Annotated in this window: 22 protein-coding genes; 6 read left to right on the top strand and 16 right to left on the bottom strand. The window is 69.2% G+C overall.

The window, feature by feature from the left end:
* Positions 1–5: 5 nt before the first annotated feature.
* The 3 genes from AWC03_RS24945 (at position 6) to AWC03_RS24935 (ending at position 1,848) form a co-directional block, all read left to right on the top strand.
* Positions 6–257 (top strand): acyl carrier protein, encoded by a 252-nt coding sequence (locus tag AWC03_RS24945; RefSeq protein ID WP_085243376.1) that lies wholly within the window; start codon positions 6–8, stop codon positions 255–257.
* Between the two features lie 54 nt (positions 258–311).
* The gene (locus AWC03_RS24940; protein WP_085243375.1) at positions 312–1,304 is read left to right on the top strand and encodes an Acg family FMN-binding oxidoreductase; all 993 of its coding nucleotides are present in this window, start codon (positions 312–314) and stop codon (positions 1,302–1,304) included.
* A gap of 127 nt (positions 1,305–1,431) precedes the next feature.
* Positions 1,432–1,848 (top strand): pyridoxamine 5'-phosphate oxidase family protein, encoded by a 417-nt coding sequence (locus AWC03_RS24935; RefSeq protein ID WP_085243374.1) that lies wholly within the window; start codon positions 1,432–1,434, stop codon positions 1,846–1,848.
* A gap of 8 nt (positions 1,849–1,856) precedes the next feature.
* On the opposite strand, the gene AWC03_RS24930 is transcribed toward AWC03_RS24935, so the two are convergent.
* From AWC03_RS24930 to AWC03_RS24905, 6 genes are all read right to left on the bottom strand, one after another.
* Complete coding sequence (locus tag AWC03_RS24930; protein ID WP_420845696.1) at positions 1,857–3,251, bottom strand: bifunctional lysylphosphatidylglycerol flippase/synthetase MprF; 1,395 nt, start codon at positions 3,249–3,251, stop codon at positions 1,857–1,859.
* An 8-nt stretch (positions 3,252–3,259) separates the two neighbouring features.
* Positions 3,260–4,051: a universal stress protein gene (locus tag AWC03_RS24925; protein WP_085243372.1), complete on the bottom strand. Its 792-nt coding sequence runs from the start codon at positions 4,049–4,051 to the stop codon at positions 3,260–3,262.
* A gap of 16 nt (positions 4,052–4,067) precedes the next feature.
* Positions 4,068–4,709, bottom strand: coding sequence for a hypothetical protein (locus AWC03_RS24920; RefSeq protein ID WP_085243371.1), 642 nt, complete (start codon positions 4,707–4,709; stop codon positions 4,068–4,070).
* A gap of 93 nt (positions 4,710–4,802) precedes the next feature.
* On the bottom strand, positions 4,803–5,600 hold the full coding sequence (locus tag AWC03_RS24915) for an HPF/RaiA family ribosome-associated protein (RefSeq protein WP_085243370.1): 798 nt from the start codon (positions 5,598–5,600) through the stop codon (positions 4,803–4,805).
* A 67-nt stretch (positions 5,601–5,667) separates the two neighbouring features.
* On the bottom strand, positions 5,668–6,498 hold the full coding sequence (locus tag AWC03_RS24910) for a slipin family protein (protein WP_085243500.1): 831 nt from the start codon (positions 6,496–6,498) through the stop codon (positions 5,668–5,670).
* Between the two features lie 26 nt (positions 6,499–6,524).
* Entirely contained in the window at positions 6,525–7,010 is a 486-nt protein-coding gene (locus tag AWC03_RS24905; RefSeq protein ID WP_085243369.1) for a flavodoxin family protein, read from the bottom strand.
* A gap of 217 nt (positions 7,011–7,227) precedes the next feature.
* Here AWC03_RS24905 and AWC03_RS27170 point away from each other — a divergent pair, with 217 nt between their 5' ends.
* The 3 genes from AWC03_RS27170 to AWC03_RS24895 are packed head-to-tail and all read left to right on the top strand — an operon-like array spanning position 7,228 to position 9,265.
* Positions 7,228–7,425, top strand: coding sequence for a hypothetical protein (locus AWC03_RS27170; RefSeq protein ID WP_141659276.1), 198 nt, complete (start codon positions 7,228–7,230; stop codon positions 7,423–7,425).
* Positions 7,426–7,436: 11 nt separating this feature from the next.
* Positions 7,437–8,843, top strand: a complete 1,407-nt coding sequence (locus AWC03_RS24900; RefSeq protein WP_249025965.1) for a trypsin-like peptidase domain-containing protein — start codon at positions 7,437–7,439, stop codon at positions 8,841–8,843.
* Positions 8,840–9,265 carry a DUF302 domain-containing protein gene (locus AWC03_RS24895; protein ID WP_085243367.1) on the top strand — a complete coding sequence of 142 codons (426 nt, stop codon included), beginning with the start codon at positions 8,840–8,842 and terminating at the stop codon, positions 9,263–9,265. Before AWC03_RS24900 ends, AWC03_RS24895 begins: the two co-directional genes overlap by 4 nt.
* On the opposite strand, the gene AWC03_RS24890 is transcribed toward AWC03_RS24895, so the two are convergent.
* The 10 genes from AWC03_RS24890 to AWC03_RS24845 form a co-directional block, all read right to left on the bottom strand.
* On the bottom strand, positions 9,216–9,716 hold the full coding sequence (locus AWC03_RS24890) for a hydrogenase maturation protease (RefSeq protein WP_085243366.1): 501 nt from the start codon (positions 9,714–9,716) through the stop codon (positions 9,216–9,218). The two genes, AWC03_RS24895 and AWC03_RS24890, sit on opposite strands and share 50 nt — an antisense overlap.
* Positions 9,713–11,005, bottom strand: coding sequence for a Ni/Fe hydrogenase subunit alpha (locus AWC03_RS24885; RefSeq protein ID WP_085243365.1), 1,293 nt, complete (start codon positions 11,003–11,005; stop codon positions 9,713–9,715). Before AWC03_RS24885 ends, AWC03_RS24890 begins: the two co-directional genes overlap by 4 nt.
* Entirely contained in the window at positions 11,002–11,757 is a 756-nt protein-coding gene (locus AWC03_RS24880) for an NADH-quinone oxidoreductase subunit B family protein (RefSeq protein WP_085243364.1), read from the bottom strand. The genes AWC03_RS24885 and AWC03_RS24880 overlap by 4 nt, the downstream gene beginning before the upstream one ends.
* A complete protein-coding gene (locus AWC03_RS24875) occupies positions 11,758–12,600 on the bottom strand; it encodes an FAD/NAD(P)-binding protein (RefSeq protein ID WP_085243363.1) in 843 nt (280 codons plus the stop codon).
* Positions 12,593–13,717, bottom strand: a complete 1,125-nt coding sequence (locus AWC03_RS24870) for a 4Fe-4S dicluster domain-containing protein (protein WP_085243362.1) — start codon at positions 13,715–13,717, stop codon at positions 12,593–12,595. Before AWC03_RS24870 ends, AWC03_RS24875 begins: the two co-directional genes overlap by 8 nt.
* Positions 13,718–13,775: 58 nt before the next feature.
* Positions 13,776–14,336, bottom strand: a complete 561-nt coding sequence (locus AWC03_RS24865) for an Rv1733c family protein (RefSeq protein ID WP_085243361.1) — start codon at positions 14,334–14,336, stop codon at positions 13,776–13,778.
* Between the two features lie 41 nt (positions 14,337–14,377).
* On the bottom strand, positions 14,378–15,376 hold the full coding sequence (locus AWC03_RS24860; RefSeq protein WP_085243499.1) for an Acg family FMN-binding oxidoreductase: 999 nt from the start codon (positions 15,374–15,376) through the stop codon (positions 14,378–14,380).
* A 110-nt stretch (positions 15,377–15,486) separates the two neighbouring features.
* Complete coding sequence (locus AWC03_RS24855; RefSeq protein ID WP_085243498.1) at positions 15,487–15,756, bottom strand: hypothetical protein; 270 nt, start codon at positions 15,754–15,756, stop codon at positions 15,487–15,489.
* An 86-nt stretch (positions 15,757–15,842) separates the two neighbouring features.
* Positions 15,843–17,027, bottom strand: coding sequence for a cation:proton antiporter (locus AWC03_RS24850; protein ID WP_244275379.1), 1,185 nt, complete (start codon positions 17,025–17,027; stop codon positions 15,843–15,845).
* A 56-nt stretch (positions 17,028–17,083) separates the two neighbouring features.
* Positions 17,084–17,585, bottom strand: a 502-nt coding sequence (locus AWC03_RS24845) for an MCE family protein (protein ID WP_085243359.1), incomplete at its 5' end; no start/stop codon positions are given.

Here is a 17,585-nt window from a genome sequence, read left to right as displayed (position 1 = left end):
GTGAAATGACCAATGAAGACACTCGCGCCGTGGTGCTGTCAGTCCTGACGACCATCGCTCCCGAGGTTGACCCGGACGAGATTCGCGACGACGCCCTGCTGCGCGACCAGGTCGACCTGGATTCCATGGACTGGCTGAGCTTTCTGCGCGGCATTCACAAGCGCCTGCACGTCGACATCCCCGAATCGGATTACGCGTCGCTGCGCACACTGGCCGACGTGGTCGGCTACGTGGAAAAGAACGCATCGGCGGTCTGAGCCGCGAGACGCGACGCGGGCCGCGCCTTTCGGCGCGCTCGGCAGGGGGTTGGCATGATGGCTGGTGTGCAGGGCAAGGCACCGGACGTCGACGTGCTCGAACGGGCGGTGCTGCTCGCCTGCCGCGCGCCCTCCGTGCACAACAGCCAGCCCTGGCGCTGGCTGATCGAGGGCGGCGCCCTGCACCTGTTCGTCGACCGGCGGCGGGCGATCGCGGCCACCGACTCTTCCGGCCGCGAAGTGATCCTGTCCTGCGGGGCCGTCCTGGACCACCTGTGCGTCGCCATGACGGCCGCGGGCTGGGAGCCGAAAGTCGCGCGGTTCCCCGACTCGGATGACCCCGACCGGCTGGCCTCCATTACGTTCGGCCCCTTGGAGCGCGTCACCGAAGCCCAGCGGCGCCGGGCCGAGGCCATCCTTCAGCGGCGCACCGACCGACTTCCCTTGGGGCGCCCGACGTATTGGGACCTGTTCGAACCCACGCTGCGTGACACCTTCGACGACACCGAGGTCGCCCTCGACGTCCTCGGCGAGGACGTGCGGCCGCTGCTGGTGCAGGTGTCGCAACTCACCGAGGAGATCCGCCGCGACGACTCTCACTATCACGCCGAACTCGACTGGTGGACTTCGTCTTTCGCTCTGGCCGAAGGGATGCCGCCGAGCGCCTTGGCCTCCGACAAGGAGAGCTGGCGGGTGGACGTGGCCCGCAGCTTCCCGATCAGGAGCCACGCGGACCGGCGCGGCGAGGTCAAGGCGGATTGGGCCAGGATCCTGGTGCTGTCCACCCCGCACGACACCAGGTCGGACGTGTTGCGGTGCGGCGAGGTGTTGTCGACGGTGTTGCTCGAATGCACGGTGGCCGGGATGGCGACGTGTCCGCTCACCCACCTGATCGAACTGGACGAGAGCCGCGACATCGTGCGGCAGCTCATCGGTGGGCGCGGCGAGCCGCAGGTGTTGATCCGGGTGGGGATAGCGCCGCCGCTGGAACACCTCCCGGCGGCGACGCCGCGACGCCCGTTGAGCGATGTGCTGCAGATCCGCTAGCGGCGCAACGGTGCTGCCACGCGGCCAGACAACCTTGGTCCCCGCCCCGCGGGACTTTCGGCCGACGCTGTCGGTGGGCCGGCGCAATACCATCGAGGGTGTCGTGCTGCCGATGAAGGGATGACTGATGTCACTGACCGACGACGGGGTTTCCATCCTGCCGGTGAACGAATGCTGGGATCTGCTGGCGGGCGTGACGCTGGGCCGGTTGGTCACCAGCGTCGGCGGTCAACCCGAGATCTTCCCGGTCAATTATGTTGTCCAGCGCCGTACCGTGCTGTTTCGCACCGCGGAGGGCACCAAGCTGGTCAGCACCGCGATCAACAACAAGGTGCTCTTCGAGGTCGACGACCACAACGTGGCCGAGGGATGGAGCGTGATCATCAAGGGCACCGCGCGCTCCCTTCGCACCGACGAGGAAATCGAGGACGCCGAGCGCGCCCAGGTCATGCCCTGGACGTCCTCGGACAAGTCGCACTACGTGCGGATCGTTCCCGAGATCGTCACGGGCCGCCGGTTCCGCTTCGGCGGGCAGTCGGACTGATCCCGCCGCTACCCGGGCCGCACGTGGCGTGGGCGCGGGATGAACTCCAGCGAGAGCAGGACCAGCAACGCGGCCGGAATATGGTGGGCGCACAGCACCACGTAGCGCCGCTGCGACAGGGCGTGGAACTTGCGGAGGTAGCGGTAGAGGGACTCCAGCCGGATCAGCGGGTCCAGCAAGTGGATCAGCCACAGCGCGATCCGCTGTAGCGGGCCCGGCCGCGCGGCCTCGAAGATCTCCGGGAACGCCGCGAATGCCAGCGAAAGACGCTGTCCTCCAGAGTCTTTCGCGTGAGCGATCATGTCGACGCTGAGCCGCTCGTCGACACCGTTGGGGGCGTCCGGGCGGCGGAACGGCACGTCGAGGCTGACCTCCGACCCCTCACCGGCGGTCAGGTAGCGGTGAAACGCGACCACTCGCCCACTCCGGTCCCGCGCGACGGCCAGGTGGACGCCGGGGTAACGGCCCTGCAGCGCACCGTCGAGGTTCATACAGAACCCGCGGTCGGTGCGCGCCGCGCGGTGAGCGGCGTACAACACCTCGGTCAGCTCGGCCTGCGTCGCACCGCTGAGCCCCTGCTCGTCGACGATCTCGGTCGTGACTCCGCAGTTGTGCGTGCGCTGCACCGCCTGGCGCAGATTGCGAAACCGCCGCCCCCTCAGGGTGAAGCGGCGGATGTCGACGACGACATCGCGGCCGATCGGCACCGACAGCATGGGCTGGCCCACCGTGTCCCCGCGCCACAACCGAAGGTGGCGTTCGCCGGCCGCCAACACGATGATCTGCCATCCCCGGCTGCGGCACATCCGGACGAAATCGGCTGCGAGATCCTCGAATTGCGCCACGTCGCCGATCGGGTCGCCGCTGACCACCGCGAACCCCAGCCGCGTGCGGTAGGCGATCGCCGCGGTCCCGTCCGCGTTGAGGTGATAGCTCTTGCTCGAATGCATCGCGAACGGGGCCAACGGGTCCCCCCGGGTCGCGTTGACCAGCCCCCACACCCGGCCCAGCAACTCCGGCTGCGGGCGGGCCGCGGTCGGCAGCATCAGCGCCAGTCCACTGCCGGCGATCAGCGCATTGCCCAGCACCGCCCAGGACACGACATGCGCGCCCACTCCGGCACCCACCGTGACGGCCGCATACATCGCGTGCGCGGTGGTCACCGGGCGGCCGAGAAAGATGCCGCGCGCGATCAGGGCGGCCGCGCCCAGCAGCGCCACCGACCACCCGAACCGGCCCGGGGCGACGCTTTCGTAACCGAGGCGTTCCCGCGCGACCAGCACCGTCAACCAGACCAGGACGCACAGCAGCAAAGCCACGCTGACGATGCGTGCCGCCGGGACGTCGGCACCCACCAAGACCCGCTCCCTGCCGGTTCGGCCGCCCCCGGGACTGATCTTCACGGCGCCCGCTAGCGCACGACGAGCACGGAGCATTCGGGGTGACGGAAGAGCGGATGTCCCTGCGGCCCTACCAATTGCGCGAGCTGGCGGGCCTCATCGGCACCGATGACGGCCAGCAGGACTCGTTCGTCGTTGGCGCTGAGGTAGCCGGCGATGCCCTGCCTGGTGGTGATCGGGTACACCCGCAGCTCGGGATTGTCTTCCCGCCACTGCGCCACCCGGCGTTCGAACGCGCCGTCGGCATGCTCGGTGAGCTCCTCGGGGCGGCCGCCGAGCACCAGCAAGGGCGCTCGACGCAGCTTCGCCTCCGCGGCAGCATAATTCACGACGGTGTCGTTGCCGGGGGCGTCCGTCATCCGGACCACGATCCAATTGACATCCGGCGGTGGCTGGTCGGAGCCGGTCCGCACGACCGCGACCGGGCAATGCGCCTTCTCGGCGAGTTCCGTCGCCGTCGAACCCACGATGGAGCGCGCGTAGCGGCCGATGCCGACGCACCCGACGCAGATCATGTCGGCCGCCGTGGAGGCTTCCACCAGCAGCGACCCGGCGGGGCCCCGCGGCATGTCCGTTTCTACCGCGACCGACTTGCCCGTGGCCTCGACCGCGAGCCTTGCCTCGCGCAGCGACTTCTCGGCGTGCGCGACGTCGCGCTCGTAGTCTTCCGGGGACTCATGCGTCGGCTTGACAACGGAGACGAGGCGCAGCGGCACACCGCGGGTGATCGCTTCGTCGACGCCCCACAGCGCGGCCGCGATCGCCGCCGACGAACCGTCGATTCCCACGAGGATGGATTTCATCGTCCGACCCGTCCCGTCACCTTGTCCCGGCGGACGAGCCGACCGGCCGTGTCAGGTCGAGGCGCTCGGCGCCGCGCTTGACCGCGACCAGTAGCGCACGCGTCCCCAGCGCTATCGCCGGCCTGGCCAATTCCAGGACGAACACCTCGCCCGGATAGCGCAAGCCGATTCGGGCGCGCGCGAGCAGTCGCACCCGGTCCTGCCAGTGCGGCTGCAGGTGAAAGGACAAGACCGCATTCCAGCGTGGGTCGGGCCGCGAGGCGTTGAGCACGACGTACTTTTCCGGCACGATCTCCGCGACACGTAACGTCACCCCGTCGGGCAACCCCAGCCATCCTTCGGGGGCCAGGCGCACCGCGTCCCCCACTCGGAGCCCCTCGGCACCTTGTCGCACAGGGCTTCTCAGCCCGTCGACGTCGTCGCGTTCGCTCCTGTCCTGGGCCATCTGCAGCAACCGGGACCAGACCGCGGGGGCGGACGCGTCGACGTCGGTCGCCTCGGTGGTCTGAATCGCCGGATCGCTCACCAGCGCGTCACCCGGAAATCGCATCTGTGACTCCGCCTTGGTCGCGCCCCAGTTGCGGTAGTACCTGCGCGCACCGTACAGCACGGCGAGCAGTGCGGTGGTCTGGACGATCCGCTTCGTCATGTTGGCCATGACGCCAGTCTGCGCGGAACGCCGCCATACCTGCGAGGGTCCTTGGTCCCCGGTGAGCGCGCCGATGTGCTCTGCACACCGCGGCCCGTGCAGCTAGCCCGCCGGGGTGATCAGGCCGTAATGCCCGTCGTAGCGCAGGTACAACACGCTGGCGCAGCCGTAGGCGGCGTGGATGAAAAACAGGAACGGCAGGCCGAGCACGGCCAGCCGGTCGGCCGCTCCTTCCTCGGTGAGACACGGCAGGGGTTGTCGGCTGATGGTCACGGGAAGCGCATGCTCACTCACCTGGCCGGCCAGGTCCGGCGCCGCCAGCGCCAGGCGGTAGCCCGTGGGTCCGGCGCGATACAGCACACCGGCAATGCCCGTGCCTTTCTCCGTGAACAAGTGGAAGTCGTAGTCGAGCAGGTCCATTTCGTTCGCGGCATCGTCGAGGGTGCAGGGCGCCATCGTGAACGACTTGCGCCGGATGACGCGGCGCTGACCCGCCGGCCGGGGGAAATAGCTTGGCCGGTGCGCCGGCCGGGATTCGTGGCGCCATTCGCCGGGACCCGCCGGTCGCTCGCCACGGCGAGCGTCCCAGTGCGCGGCGGCGTGTTCGAGGCGGCGCCGCAACCGCGCCGCCAGGAGATCGACCGCTTCCCGCACCGTATCGGCCTGGACCTGGGCGCGCACCGGCCGGCCGTCGAGGTCGAGGTTGGCCTGCGCGACGACGGGGCGCTGCACCGCCGGATCGCGGTGCCGGGTGAGCCGCACGCGGGCGTGCCGCACCGGCCGGCTCGCGTAGCGGGTGAGTTCACCGACCTTGCTGCGGACGTATTCGGCTTCTGTGGGAAGCACGTCGCCGGTGGCGACCTGGACGTCGACATCGGGTGTTGGTGTGCCGTGGCGCATAACTCAAGTGCTACGCCACTAAACCGGTTGCGGGACAGGGTCAAAGGTCACCGGAGCGCACCGACGATCAGTGCAGGGCGGCCGCCCGCATCAGGCTGTTCTCGGATTGGTCGCCGCTGTTGGCCGCGCCGGTCTCACGCGCCAGGAAGGCGGTGAGTTCTCCGATCGCGGTCATCAGCGGAGCGGGGAACACGATGGTGGTGTTCTTCTCGACTCCCAGTTCGATCAACGTCTGCAGGTTGCGCAGCTGCAGGGCCAGCGGGTGCCTCATCATGGTGTCCGAGGCGTCACCGAGCGCGGCGGCCGCGCGCGCCTCCCCCTCGGCTGCAATGATTTTGGCCCGCTTCTCGCGCTCGGCCTCGGCCTCGCGGGCCATGGCGCGCTTCATGCTGTCCGGTAGCTGAATGTCCTTGAGTTCGACCAGGGTGACCTCCACGCCCCATTCCACCGTGGTGGCGTCCAGGATCTGGCGGATGCTGCCGTTGATCTTCTCGGTCTGGGCCAGCACCTCGTCGAGGGAATGTTGTCCGACGACGTTGCGGAGGGTGGTCTGCGCGATCTGGTCGATGGCCGCGTTGACGTTTTCGATGACGACGACGGACTTGCGGGCGTCGACGACGCGGAAGTAGGCGACCGCGGCGATGTCGACGCTCACGTTGTCGCGGGTGATGATGCCCTGCGACTGGATGGGCATGGTCACGATGCGCATCGAAATCCGCCACAGGCGGTCGATGACCGGAACGATGAGCCGAAGACCGGGTTCGCGGACGCCGATCACCCGGCCGAGCCGGAAATGCACACCGCGCTGGTATTCCTGCACCACCCTGATCGACGCCAGGGCCAGCACCACCGCCACGACCACCGCGGAGATCACCACAGTGGCAGCAATATCGGTCATCAAGACCACCTCAACTCATTCGTTCGTCAGGAAGCGGCCTGAGCGCCCGCGGCGCGTTTGCGGACGCGGGCGGCGAACGCGGCGGCCCGATCGAGGTCGTGCTCGTTGGGCCGCCCCCTGTTGATGCCACCGATGAATCCGAACGGCCCGACCGTGTCGAACCCCCGGCAGGAGAACGATCCGATCACGTCGAAGCCCTTCTGCTCGAGGGTCTCCCGGATCGGCCGGTGATAGCCCAACAGCGGAACCTCGCGCGCGCCGCTGGTGAAGAACGTGAATGCCGCGGTGTGGTGTTCGGCGGCGGGCAGCCGGCGGATCAGTTTCCGCAGCCGCGCATCCATCATCATGTAGTAGATCCCCGAACCAAAACCGACCACGTCGTAGTCGCCGACGGTCCCGGGATCGACGGACTCGGGCGTGACGACCTCGGCATCCAGCACCCCGGCCATCCGATCGGCGACCAGGCGGGTGTTGCCGTGGGACCTTGAAGCGCACACGATCAGCGACTTCATGGCCAACTCCTTTGCGACGGGCGGCTCGGACACTCCATGCTGGCGCGGATTGGGTCGCGGGGTAAGGGCGCAAAGGCACCACGGCCCGGGGCCTTGGTCACTTTGCGGAATCACCCCTGGTAAAGCCCACGAACGGGGACGAACGGAGGTCCTTCGCGGTCGGGACTTCGGTCCCTATCCACTCGTCCGGCGAAGGGCTGGAATAGGGGTTGTGACTGTGACAGCTCCCGCAGCGGAGCGAACCACCGTGGCGTCGGCTGCCGGCGCGCAAGTGATCATCCTCGAGTCGCACCCCGCCTGGATCTCGGCGCGACGACACGCCGCCGAGCTCGTCGCGGCGATGCACCGTCATCCGTCATCGGTGGGCCGCCCGGCCTGTGCGGCTCACGCCCCGCTGCTGCGGCCGCTGCCATGACCGGAGCAGTAGTGGGTAGGCCGGTCTGGAGGACGGTCGGACGGGCGCTGGCATTGTCGGCGGCCGCGCTCATGCTGTGGGCGGGTGCGCCGGGCGTGGCCGCCGCCGACGGCGGCCGCCCCCAGGTCAAACCGGAGGAGCGGGCCGCGGCCCTGATCCGGCCGTCCATCATGTACCTCGCCGCCGAGGGCTACGGCCTGGTCCGGCTGCCCAACGGTGAGATCCTTTCCCAGTTCGGCCGGGGCTCCACCATGCCCTTCCTGGCCACCTGGAATTGCACGGCTTTCGTCGTCAACCCCGACGGCTGGGTGGCAACGGCGGGCCACTGCGTCGACCCGGCCAGCGCCACCGAACTGATCTTCAAGCGGGCCGCCGAGGAATACCGGAGCGAGTTTCCCGACGCGCCCGAATCGAGCGATCCGGCAACCACTGTCGAGTGGCTGCAGAAGAACGCGAGGGTGGAAGGCGACACGCCCGGTCAGGGCCCCCACGTGGGCATCACGCTGATGTCCGGCACCGGAACGAAACTCGTCGACAAGGTGGTCGCCAACGTCGTCGATTTCCGGCCGCTCGGCAAGGGCGACGCCGCTCTTCTCAAGGTGGCCAAGCGCAACCTCCCGTCGTCCGAACTCGACATCGACGCCGACGTCACCATCGGTACGCCCGTTCTCGCGGTGGGCTTTGCCGAGAGCACCCAAAACGTCACCGGCGCTTCGCTCGACCCGACCTACAAGAGCGGCAGGGTCAACAAGAAGACCATCGCGGGATCGAACCCCGCGTATGAGATCGACGCCGCGATGACCGAAGGTATGAGCGGCGGCCCGACGATCGGGCTGAACGGCAAGGTGATCGGCACGAACAGCTTCGCGCCCGCCGGCGAGACGCAACCGTTCAACTTCGTCGCGCCGGCCGACGGCCTGGCGTCGATCTTGGCGAGCAAGGGTGTCAAGCCGATGCTCGGACCCGCTGACCGGATCTACCGCAAGGGGCTTACCGACTTCTACGCGGGCCACTACACCGACGCGATCAGTGAATTCGACCAGACGCTGGCCATGTCGCCCGGCTACCCCGGCCTTGACGACCTCAAGACCAACGCGGCCAACCTGCGCCAGCAGTACGGCGATTCCTCCTCGCTAAGCGGACGGAATCTGTTGTGGTACATCGTCGTCAGCGTCTTGGCCGTGCTGGGACTCGGCGCCGGCCTGACCTACCTGGGACTCAAGACGCATCGCCGGATCCCCCCGGCACCCGACGTCCAACCCCTTCGCCTGATGCCCAGGCCCGAGCCGGCCGACGACGAACCCCACTTCTGCGCTCATTGTGGGGCGGAGCACCATCCGAACGAACGCTTCTGCCCGAACTGCGGCAAACACATCGACCTCCCCACGTCGGCGCGGGGAACCGGTCTCAGCTCTTGACCGACGCCCACATCGCGACGAACGCCGGATTGTCGACCAGACTGCCGGCCGGGTTCGACGACGCGGTGGCACACACCCGAACCGCCCTGGCGCAGCACGGGTTCGGCGTACTGACCGAAGTCGACGTCAGGGCGGCGCTGCGCGATCAGCTCGGAGTGGAGATGGAGGACTACCGAATCCTCGGCGCGTGCAATGCGGCGGTGGCGCATCGAGCTATCAGCGTGGATCGGGAGATCGGGCTGCTGTTGCCGTGCAACGTGTTGGTGCGCGCCGACCCGCGGGCCGCGGGAACCGTGATCGTCGAGGCGATGGATCCCAGGCTCCTGGTCGAGGTCACCGGCGAGCCGGCCCTCATCACCCTCGCGGCCGAGCTCACCGTGCACCTGCGTGGTGCGATCGCCTCGTTGACCGAAAGCCGTTGATCTCGGCGGCCACCATGTCGACCAGTACCGGCACGGCCGCGGCGACCCGTGGGGTCAGCCCGGTGCCGGGGCCGGTGTCCGCCGCCTCGACGGCGAAGACCACAACCGCGTCGGGTACCCGTCCGAGCGCTCGAGCCAACGCGTGAGTGCGGCCGACGTCGACGCGGTGCGAGCTCAATCCCTCGGGCTGGTCGGGCACTTCGGTCAGGTCATAGCGATGGATGCGACCGGGGGTGGCCGGATCGGCAACCGCCGCGTCGATGACCACGGCCAGCGCCGCACCCGTCCACGCCTCGAGAAGACCGGTCGGCTCCGCGATGCCGGTCGTGACAACGACATTCGGCCAGGCCAGGCCGTCCAGCTCGGTGGCGGCGGCGACACCGACACCGTCGTCGCGCCGGAAGCAGTTGCCGAGTCCGATCACGGCAACCGGTCGGTCATCCTCGGTCACCGTCGCTGCACCGTCAGCGTCAGGAAGTGCGCCGAACAGGAGATGCAGGGATCGTAACTGCGAATCACCCGCTCGCACAGGGCCGTCAGCGCGGCATCATCCAGGGCGAGGTTGTCGGACACCACGCGGGCGAGGTCCGCTTCGATGGCGGCCTGGTTCTGCGAAGTGGGCGGGATGATCGTCGCCGCGGAGACCAGCCCGCCGTGGTCGATGTCGTAGCGGTGATACAGCAGGCCGCGGGGCGCCTCGCTGACGCCGTGTCCGGTTGCCGGCCGCGCCGGGACGTCGACGAAGGGCCGTGGCGGCCGCTCGTATCCGTCGATGATGCGCAGCGCCTCCTCGATCGCGTAGACGACCTCGACGGCGCGAACGATGATGCTGCGAAAGGGGTTTCGGCATTGGCCCGAGAGCCCGGCCGCCGCGGCCGCCTGGGCCGCGACCGGTGAAAGCGCCGACGCGTTCAGGCTGTAGCGCGCCAAGGGGCCGGTGATGTAGAGGCCGCCGTCGAGCGTGGCGTGCAGGGCGGTGGAGTGGGGTACCTGCGACTCACGCACGTGCTCGGTGAAGTCGGCCACTGCGAACGCCTCCCCGGCGCTGCGCGCGATGGCGCCGTTCTCGATCGGATACTGGCCGTTCTGGGTCAGCGCCAGCATCTCATGGTCGAGCTCGAGGTCGGGGAAGTCGAAACCGGCCACCCACTCGACCGTCGCGACCGCGTCGTCCAGCGCGCGGCGCAGCTGCTCGGCCAGCGGCGCGAACGCCGACCGGGTGGGCACCGAGTAGAACCCGCCCAGGCGCACGTTGATCGGGTGGATCGAGCGCCCGCCGACGAAGTCCATCAGCGCGTTGCCCGCCTTCTTCAGGCGCAGCCCGCGTTCGACGATCTCGCGCTCGTCGCGGGCCAGCGCGATCGCGTCGGGGTAGCCGAGGAAGTCGGGTGCGTGCAGGAGATAGATGTGCAGCATGTGGCTGTGGATCCATTCGCCGCAGTACAGCAGCCGGCGCAGCGCGACGAGCTCTGGATCCACCTCGACGCCGCAGGCGGTTTCGATCGCGTTGCAGGCGCTCACCTGGTAGGCGACGGGGCAGATTCCGCATACCCGGGCGGTCAGATCCGGCGGCTCGGTGTGGGCGCGCCCCCGCAGGAATGCCTCGAAAAATCGTGGCGGCTCATAGATGTTCAGCTCGACGCTGTCCAGCGCGCCGTCCTTGAGCGTGACGTGCAGCGCCCCTTCGCCTTCGACCCGTGTCAGCGTGCCGACGCTGAGCGTGCGGTTGTCGGGGTTCATTGCTTGCCCCGTTCGGCGGCGAACTTCGCGACGTTGAACGTCGAGAACACCCTGTCGACGTCACCGTCGGACATGCCGTCGCGGCGCAGCAGCGGAATCAGCGTCCCGATCTGCGGCGTCGCGGCCGGGCCGAAACAGCCGTAGCAGCCACGACGATGACTGGGGCACAACGCCCCACAGCCGGCGTGGGTGACCGGCCCCAGGCACGGGGTTCCGTCGGCGACCAGGACACACGTCACCCCGCGCATTTTGCATTCGGTGCACACCGTCTTGGCCGGCAGCCGCGGCTTGCGCCCGATCAGCAGCGCGGCGAGCGTGTCCAGCAGCTGGCCGCGGTCGATCGGGCAGCCCTGCACCTGGTAATCGACCTTGACGTGCGCGGCCGCCGGGGTGGACGTCGCCAGCGTGTCGATGTAGTCGGGCCGGGCGTAGACGACGGAGGCGAACTCGTCGACGTCGGCGAAGTTGCGCAACGCCTGCACTCCCCCGGCCGTGGCGCACGCACCGATGGTGACCAAAACCTTGGACTGGTCCCGGATTTCGCGGATCCGTCGCTCGTCGTGAGGAGTGGTGATGGAGCCCTCGACGAGCGACACGTCGTAGGGCCCGCCGATCATCGAGCTGGACGCCTCGGCGAAGGTGGCGATCTGCACCTGGTCGGCGAGGGTCAGCAGCTCGTCCTCGCAGTCCAGCAGCGTCAGCTGGCAACCGTCGCAGGACGCGAACTTCCACACGGCCAGGCTCGGACTCATCTACAGCTCCTTGACTGTCAGCAGCGGGCCCGCGACGTCGTAGCCGACGACCGGCCCGTCGCGGCACACCAGCAACGGGCCCAGCTGGCAGTGGCCGCACGTCCCGATCCCGCATTGCATGTTGCGCTCCAGCGATACCCGGACATCAGGGGCGGCCACGCCTTTGGCCAACAACGCCTCGGCGGCGAACCGCAGCATCGGCTCCGGGCCGCACAGAAACGCGGTGGTGCGGTCGGGGTTCAGCGCGAGTCGCTTCAGCGGCTCGGTGACCAGGCCGACCTCGCCGTGCCAGCCGTGGACCGGGACGTCGACGGTCAGGTGCAGGTCGATCTGCGGGTCCTCGGCCCATTTCTCGAGTTGGGCGGCGAACACGAAGTCGTCGCGCGAGCGGGCACCCGCGATCACCGTCAGCTTGCCGTACCGCGACCGCCCCGCCAGCGCGCCCAGCACCGCCGGGCGCAGCGGGCACAACCCGACGCCGCCGGCGACCATGACCAGATCTCGCCCGGCGGCTTCCTCGAGCCCCCAGGTGGTGCCGAAGGGTCCCCGCACCCCGATGACGGCGCCCGGCTGCGCGTCGTGCAGGGCGCGGCTCACCGCCCCGACCGCGCGGATGGTGTGCGTGATCGAGCCGTCGGTGACCGTGGGGTCGCCGCTGATCGAGATCGCCGCCTCGCCGACGCCGAAGGCGTAGAGCATCATGAACTCCCCGGGCTGCGGGGCGCGCAGGACTTCGCCGAGCGGTTCGAGGCACAGGGTGGCCGAATCGGGGCTTTCCACGTCGCGGCTGCGTACCCGGTAGGGGATGGGCGCCATCGACGACGGTGGTGTGCCCTCAGTCATCGCGGGCCATCTTGTTCATTTCTTCGGTGATGTCGATCCCGGTGGGGCACCAGGCGATGCAGCGCCCGCAGCCCACGCAGCCGGACATGTCGAACTGGTCGTGCCAGGTGCCCAGCTTGTGGCTGATCCAGTGCCGGTACCGCGATTCGGGCGACTGGCGCACGCTGCCGCCGCCGTGCACGTAGGTGAAATCGAACTCGTAGCAGGATGCCCAGTGCTGCCAGCGCTCGGCGTGCTCGCCGGTCAGGTCGCTGACGTCCTCGGTGCTGGTGCAGTAGCAGGTGGGGCACACCATCGTGCAGTTGCCGCACGTCAGGCAGCGGCTGGCGACCTCCTCCCACTGCGGGGATTCGCGGTGCTCGATCAGCAGGTTGCGCAGGTTGGCGTCGGGCATCGCCCGGCCCATCCGGTGCGACGCGGCCTGCACCGCGGCGCGTGCCGAATCGATCTCCGCGTCGTCGGCACCCCGATGGGGAACGGCCGCAAGGACGTCGGCACCCTCGTCGGTGCCCACCTCGACCACGTAGGTCACACCATCGCCGCCGGACCGCTCGGTGAGCGCAAGGTCGTAGCCCGGCCCGGCCGCGGGGCCGGTGCCCATCGAGGCGCAGAAGCACAACCCGCCCGGCTCCGTGCAGTTCACCGCCACCACGAAGATCTGCCGATGCCGGCGGACGAAGGAGTTGTCGGGGAATTGGCCCCGGCCGAGGACCCGGTCGAGCGTCGCGATGGCGGCCAAGTCACACCCGCGCACCCCCAGGAATGCGTACCGCGGAACCTCCTCGTCGGAATCGGCGGTGCTGGGCCCGTCCCGGCTACCGGACCACAGCCGGCGCCGCGGCGGGTGCAGGAACTGCTTCCAGGACTGGGGCCCCGACGAATGCCCGAACGCCGCGCCGTCGTCGCGCGGGCGCACCCGGTAATGGCCCGGGGCCACGTCGACGCCCCACCCCCACGGCAGGTCCGCGGCGGAGCCCAGTGGGTCGAGGACGATGGCGTCGTCCCGCAACGTCGGACCGACGACGCGGTATCCGCGCTCGATCAGGACCTCGACCAGGCGGTGCAACCCGACGGTGTCCAACGATGCGGCACCGGAATTGTCGCCGTCTCCGCTCATCGCCACATCATCCGCCAATTCGACTGTGCTGTATAGGGGTTGACAACGGGGCGATCAGCTACCAGGTTTCGGCGAACAACTCGAGGTCGCGCTCCCAGAGGGCGTCACGAGTGCGATCCAGCCGCGACCGGACGACGGCGACGATCGTGGCCATCACCATGGTCGCGGCCAGCGCGGTCACCACCGCCACGCCGACCGCCTCGCCCGCGGCGAGCCAGGTCGGGGTGGGTGCGACTACCGGACTCCCGCCCCGGTCCACCCAGATTTCCACGGTTCCGCCGGCCTCGGCGCGCTGGGTGAGTTCCACTGTCCCGCTGCGCTCGCCACTCGGTCCGGGCCACTTCGCCTGCACGACGGTCAGACCGAAGTCCTCGACGCGGGCGTCGGTGACCCGTGCCGTCACGAGGTGGCGTTCGTGCGCCTCTCGGGTGTACACCCGATCCCGCGCCTCGTAGGTCACCGCCCCGACCACACCGGCGACGGGGACGGCGATCAGGGTCACGATCAGCGCGACCAGGACGACCAGGGCTTCGATGCGGTCCGTGCGGCGCAGCAACGGATTACGACCGACGAGGCGGGTGACCCGCCAGCGACGTGGGTCCAATGTGAACGTGTCCATGCTGTCCTTTGCGCCGCAACCGTTTTCAGTACTTCGCCGTCTCAGTGGACGGGCTGGTGTTCGTGCTCGACGGCCCACTCGACGAAGTCCGAGAGCTCGCGCCGCGGTGTCGCCGGCAGGGGGTCGGCATTGATGGGCGCCCAGCCCACCCGGAGCAGCATCTGCGGATAGTTGCTGTCGCCGAAGATGTCGGACTGGATCGCCGCACGGGTGCCCGGCGTCTCCAGTGGTTCGGTGACCGGGCAGCTGGCCAGCCCCAGCGACGTCGCGGTGAGGAGCACGACGCTGGTGGCCTCCCCGGCACGCAACTGGGCCAGGCGGTCGTCGTTGCGAGTGCCCAGCGCGAGGACGACGGCGTTGTCGTCGGCCGAGGAGGAGTCCGGGGGCATGGGCAGCACCGGTCCGGCGAAGAACCGGCCCGGGATCTTCGCGGCGGGGTCCGGTGCGGGCGTGTTGCGCGCGGGGACGCCGGCCAACGACGCGTAGCGGCCGCTCCAGGCCGTGAGTTCGGCGAGATAATCCTGGTTCAAGTGGTCTTGGACGGACTGCGCGACGATGTTGCGCAGGTTGTCCAAGTCCTCGACCTGGCACAGCGTCACCCCGCTGCGCGCCGCCCGCGCCGCCATCAGGGCGACATCGCCCACGGGCACCGGCCAGGAGCTGTAGTAGCGCCGGTCGGTTCTCCGCCGCGGTATCGCCGCGGCCAGCGCGATGTCGACGGTGTCGGCACGGTGCGGCGAAAGTTCGATCGCCGCAAGGTGGGTGGGGTCGGCGGGATTCGGCAGCCGCGTCACCTTGGACAGCCACCCGACCGCCGCGAGTGCGACGACGCAGTGATGCAGCGCCGCACCACAACTCAACATGAGGTCCCGGCCGTCCGGGTCGGTGTTGGGCAGTTGCCGGCTCGAGTCCGAATAGAGATGCAGACTCGCCGCGTCCACGCGCCACCGCCACGGTTGGGTGTTGTGCACCGAAGGTGCCCGAGATGCCAAACTCAGGACCGTCCGGATCGTGCCGGCATCCGGAAAGCGCGTGTTCATGGCGGTCGTTCCCTTCGACATTTCTTCGTCTTCTTTACGATCGCCGATTGCCGCCTGTCCGACGAGAGCCTGACGGCTCTAGCTCGAAGGACTTTGGGCCAATCGCGCGATCACGCGGCCGCCGAAATCGCCACGTCCACCGACAGCTGGTCGCCGATGGCGTAGGCCATCGACCAGTCGCCCAGGCACGCCGCCCGGGCCAGCTCGTCGACCAGGGGGCTGTGGGCACCCAGCTCCGCCAGCCATGCGGACACGATGGGTGCGATCTCGTGACCGGGCACCCGGACGGTGCGTCCGCCGTGCAGACGATCGGTAACGCGGAACATCGTTGCGGCCGGTATGTGTCGCAGGTGGTGGTGGGTTCGTGTGGTGAACCTCATCACGGCCTCCTCGATCGAGCTTGGAGTCCATCCGACCACTCCCCCGCTTCCGGCCACAGGGCCGAATGCAACGGGCGGCAAGTGCTTCAGTCGTGCTTTCGAGGATGCGGAGGTCCCGCGGCGGAAGGGCCTTTGGTCACTTGCTTGCGTGACGCGAGAGCCCCCGCGATCGAGGTGGCCGCGATGGTCAGCAAGGCGCCGAACATCAGGGCGGACGCTTCGCCGGCGACCAGCAGGTGTTCCTGGGTGCCGATGGTGGCGGCGGCCACCGGCACGCCGAGCTGAGCCGCCGAGAGCACCGCCAGGGTGAACGGCTGGCCGAGCAGCCTGCCCGCGCAGTGCGCCAGCACGGCTCCCAGGCCCAGCCCGGCGCCGAGCAGGATGAGCTTCGGGTGCGAACCCAGCTCACGCACCTGCAGTGACGCGCCCAGCCAGACGAAGAACAGCGGGCTGAAAAACCCCTCGGTGATCCCGAACAGCTGGCGGGCCAGCCGTCGCGGTTCGCCGACCATGCCGACCACCAGGCCCACCGCGAAGCCGGCCAGCATGACGGACACGTGCGTGCTGACGGCGAGCGCCGCCAGGGCGAACAGCACGACGAGGTTGGTCCGCAACTCCAGCGCGAACCGGCGTGTCTCGGAGTAGACGTGCAGGCGGCGGCGCAATCCCTTGGCGTCGGAGGCGCGCAGCAACATGAACAGCACCGTCGCGCAGCCGGCCACCGCCAGCGCGCCCAGTGCGGCCGTCGGCGCGCGTTTGAGGTCAATCACCAACGGCAGCAAAACGATAGAGGCCGCGTCGGCGACCGCGATCTGCGCCGTAACAGCGATCACCTGTGGGCCCTGCAATCGCAGTGAGTCGATCACCGGCAGTGCCAGCGCCGCCGACGACGAGGCCATGAGGACGGCGTACATCGCCGCATGGCCGGTTCCGAACGCCGCCGCCAGTGCGGCACCGAGCGCCGCCGCGACGGCGCCGGCCAGCGCGGCCCGCGCCAGGGCCTGCGGTAGCGAGGAGCGCAGCGCGCCGGCGCCGACCGGAACATGGGTGCCCACCACGAACATGACCAGCGCGAAACCGACGTTGGCGAGCAGCTGCAGCGTCGGGTTGGTGACATCGAGGACACCCAGGCCGGTCCGGCCGACGACGAGGCCGGCGAGCAGTTCACCGATGATCACCGGTATCCGCAGGCCCGGCAGCGCGGCCAGCAGCGGACCGGCCAGGCCGATGGCCGTCAGCAGGGCCAGGGTGTGGAAGCCAAACCCCGCCACGTCAGCGGTCCCTGCGCGCCGGCACGAAGACATTCTGCATTCTCGGCGGCACCCTCCTAGGGATTGATCGTGTTATCCCCGACCTGTCGGCCCCAGACGTACTCGATCGCATACGGCGATCCGGTGTCGAGGTGGTTGTACGGCGCGATGCTGTTGCCGGTGTCCATCACCAATTCGGGTGCGGGCCACAGGTGACGGGTGATGGGCTGCCAGCACCCCGGCGCGCCGCCCGGCCCGCCGTGCGCGTTCACCCGCGGCAGGTTCTCCGGGTAGGTGTACGGGTTCGGCGCGCCGCCGACGACACCCGCCAGGCCACCGACCAGGCTGGCCAGGGTGGCCACCGCCGACACGGGGTTGGCCAGCAGGCCCAGCCCGGACAGCGCCTCGGTGTTCATGTTCAGCGAGTAGCCGTTGAAACCGCCTTCGGACGCTCCGGTGAGGGGCACGACGTCGTGGTAGTTGCGCAGCGTGCAATAGATGGCGGGGCTGTAGGTGTCCAGCAGCTGCGCGCTGGGCACCAGGTCCTGCGCGCCGCGCGCCAGGTACGGGCCACCGCGG

The sequence above is a fragment of the Mycobacterium europaeum genome, assembly GCF_002102155.1.
GTDB classification, from domain to species: domain Bacteria; phylum Actinomycetota; class Actinomycetes; order Mycobacteriales; family Mycobacteriaceae; genus Mycobacterium; species Mycobacterium europaeum.
This window is presented reverse-complemented; position numbering and strand designations above follow the sequence as displayed.